This is a genomic window from Belliella alkalica (genome assembly GCF_022549785.1).
In the GTDB taxonomy this organism is placed as follows: domain Bacteria; phylum Bacteroidota; class Bacteroidia; order Cytophagales; family Cyclobacteriaceae; genus Belliella; species Belliella alkalica.
The window spans coordinates 1-3671 of the sequence record NZ_JAKZGO010000041.1 but is presented as its reverse complement, the minus strand read 5'-3'; the positions used below and the strand labels follow the sequence as shown (position 1 = coordinate 3671).

1 protein-coding gene is annotated in these 3671 nt (G+C 46.5%); it reads right to left on the bottom strand.

Features of this window, described 5'->3' with window-relative positions:
* Window positions 1-3671, bottom strand: a 3671-nt coding sequence (locus MM213_RS20410; protein ID WP_241414734.1) for a DUF11 domain-containing protein, incomplete at both ends; no start/stop codon positions are given.

Here is a 3671-nt window from a genome sequence, read left to right as displayed (position 1 = left end):
GGATCGGATTCTTTTGGTCCGTCTCCATCTGTTGGGGAATCTACGATTGCTATGTTACTGATGATTGTTCCTGCTTCAAGGGAAGCTTCGGTGGACAATACAAGATTCAGCTCCACACTTGCTCCTGCTGCCAATGTCCCAAGGTTCCAGTTTACTGTACCTGAATCATTTACTCCTCCATTATCAGCTGAAACGAATGCAGTTCCTGCCGGAAGCATATCGCTTACCATTACATCAAGTGCATCACTTGGACCGTTATTGGATATAGTTATCGTGTAACTGATATTTTCACCAGCCAATACAGTAGCGCTTGCCGCCGTTTTGGTGATATTAAGATCTGCTGCAGTCTCTACCGTTACATCCTCTGGATCGGATTCTTTTGGTCCGTCTCCATCTGTTGGAGAGTCTACGATTGCTATGTTGCTGATGATTGTTCCTGCTTCAAGGGAAGCTTCGGTGGACAATACAAGATTCAGTTCCACACTTGCTCCTGCTGCCAAGGTTCCAAGGTTCCAGTTTACTGTACCTGAATCATTCATTCCTCCGTTGTCGGCGGATACAAAACCTGTTCCTGCAGGAAGCATATCGCTTACCATTACATCAAGTGCATCACTTGGACCGTTATTGGATATAGTTATCGTGTAACTGATATTTTCACCAGCCAATACAGTAGCGCTTGCCGCCGTTTTGGTGATATTAAGATCTGCTGCAGTCTCTACCGTTACATCCTCTGGATCGGATTCTTTTGGTCCGTCTCCATCTGTTGGAGAGTCTACGATTGCTATGTTGCTGATGATTGTTCCTGCTTCTAGGGAAGCTTCGGTGGACAATACAAGATTCAGTTCCACACTTGCTCCTGCTGCCAATGTCCCAAGGTTCCAGTTTACTGTACCGGAATCATTTACTCCTCCATTATCAGCTGAAACGAATGCAGTTCCTGCTGGCAACATGTCGCTTACCATCACATCAAGCGCGTCACTTGGACCGTTATTGCTTACTGTTATCGTGTAACTGATATTCTCTCCCGCCAATACAGTAGCGCTTGCCGCGGTTTTGGTGATATTAAGATCTGCTGCMGTCTCTATTTCAACATCTTCAGGATCGGATTCTTTTGGTCCGTCTCCATCTGTTGGAGAGTCTACGATTGCGATGTTGCTGATGACTGTTCCTGCTTCTAGGGAAGCTTCGGTGGACAATACAAGATTCAGCTCCACACTTGCTCCTGCTGCCAATGTCCCAAGGTTCCAGTTTACTGTACCTGAGTTATTCACCCCTCCGTTATCTGCTGAGATGAATGTGGTTCCTGCCGGAAGCATATCGCTTACCATCACATCAAGTGCATCACTTGGACCGTTATTGGATATAGTTATCGTGTAACTGATATTTTCACCAGCCAATACAGTAGCACTTGACGCCGTTTTGGTGATATTAAGATCTGCTGCTGTTTCTACCGTTACATCCTCTGGATCGGATTCTTTTGGTCCGTCTCCATCTGTTGGAGAGTCTACGATTGCTATGTTGCTGATGATTGTTCCTGCTTCTAGGGAAGCTTCGGTGGACAATACAAGATTCAGTTCCACACTTGCTCCTGCTGCCAAGGTTCCAAGGTTCCAGTTTACTGTACCGGAATCATTCATTCCTCCGTTGTCGGCGGATACAAAACCTGTTCCTGCCGGAAGCATATCGCTTACCATTACATCAAGTGCATCACTTGGACCGTTATTGCTTACTGTTATCGTGTAACTGATATTTTCACCAGCCAATACAGTAGCGCTTGCCGCTGTCTTGGTGATATTAAGATCTGCTGCCGTCTCTATTTCAACATCTTCAGGATCGGATTCTTTTGGTCCGTCTGCATCTGTTGGGGAATCTACGATTGCTATGTTGCTGATGATTGTTCCTGCTTCTAGGGAAGCTTCGGTGGACAATACAAGATTCAGCTCCACACTTGCTCCTGCTGCCAATGTCCCAAGATTCCAGTTTACTGTACCTGAATCATTCATTCCTCCGTTGTCGGCGGATACAAAACCTGTTCCTGCCGGAAGCATATCGCTTACCATCACATCAAGCGCGTCACTTGGGCCGTTATTGGATACAGTTATCGTGTAACTGATATTCTCTCCCGCCAATACCGTAGCACTTGCCGCCGTTTTGGTGATATTAAGATCTGCTGCAGTCTCTACCGTTACATCTTCAGGATCGGATTCTTTTGGTCCGTCTCCATCTGTTGGGGAATCTACGATTGCTATGTTGCTGATGATTGTTCCTGCTTCAAGGGAAGCTTCAGTGGACAATACAAGATTCAGCTCCACACTTGCTCCTGCTGCCAAGGTTCCAAGGTTCCAGTTTACTGTACCTGAATCATTCATTCCTCCATTATCGGCTGAGACGAATGCGGTTCCTGCCGGAAGCATATCGCTTACCATCACATCAAGCGCATCACTTGGACCGTTATTGCTTACTGTTATCGTGTAACTGATATTTTCACCAGCCAATACAGTAGCGCTTGCTGCTGTCTTGGTGATATTCAGGTCTGCTGCCGTCTCTACCGTTACATCCTCTGGATCGGATTCTTTTGGTCCGTCTGCATCTGTTGGAGAGTCTACGATTGCTATGTTGCTGATGATTGTTCCTGCTTCTAGGGAAGCTTCGGTGGACAATACAAGATTCAGCTCCACACTTGCTCCTGCTGCCAATGTTCCAAGATTCCAGTTTACTGTACCTGAATCATTCATTCCTCCGTTGTCGGCTGAGACGAATGTGGTTCCTGCCGGAAGCATATCGCTTACCATCACATCAAGTGCGTCACTTGGGCCGTTATTGCTTACCGTTATTGTGTAACTGATATTCTCTCCCGCCAATACAGTAGCGCTTGCTGCTGACTTCATTATTGCTAGGTCAGCCGCTGTCTCTACCGTTACATCTTCAGGATCGGATTCTTTTGGTCCGTCTGCATCTGTTGGAGAGTCTACGATTGCKATGTTGCTGATGATTGTTCCTGCTTCWAGGGAAGCTTCRGTGGACAATACAAGATTCAGCTCCACACTTGCTCCTGCTGCCAAGGTTCCAAGGTTCCAGTTTACTGTACCTGAATCATTCATTCCTCCGTTGTCGGCGGATACAAAACCTGTTCCGGCTGGAAGCATATCGCTTACCATCACATCAAGCGCATCACTTGGACCGTTATTGGATATAGTTATCGTGTAACTGATATTCTCTCCCGCCAATACAGTAGCACTTGACGCCGTTTTGGTGATATTAAGATCTGCTGCTGTTTCTATTTCAACATCTTCTGGATCGGATTCTTTTGGTCCGTCTGCATCTGTTGGAGAGTCTACGATTGCTATGTTGCTGATGATTGTTCCTGCTTCTAGGGAAGCTTCGGTGGACAATACAAGATTCAGCTCCACACTTGCTCCTGCTGCCAATGTTCCAAGATTCCAGTTTACTGTACCTGAATCATTCATTCCTCCGTTGTCGGCTGAGACGAATGTGGTTCCTGCCGGAAGCATATCGCTTACCATCACATGAAGTGCGTCACTTGGGCCGTTATTGGATATAGTTATCGTGTAACTGATWTTTTCMCCCGCCAATACCGTAGCGCTTGTCGCTGTCTTGGTGATATTCAGGTCTGCTGCCGTCTCTACCGTTACATCCTCTGGATCGGATTC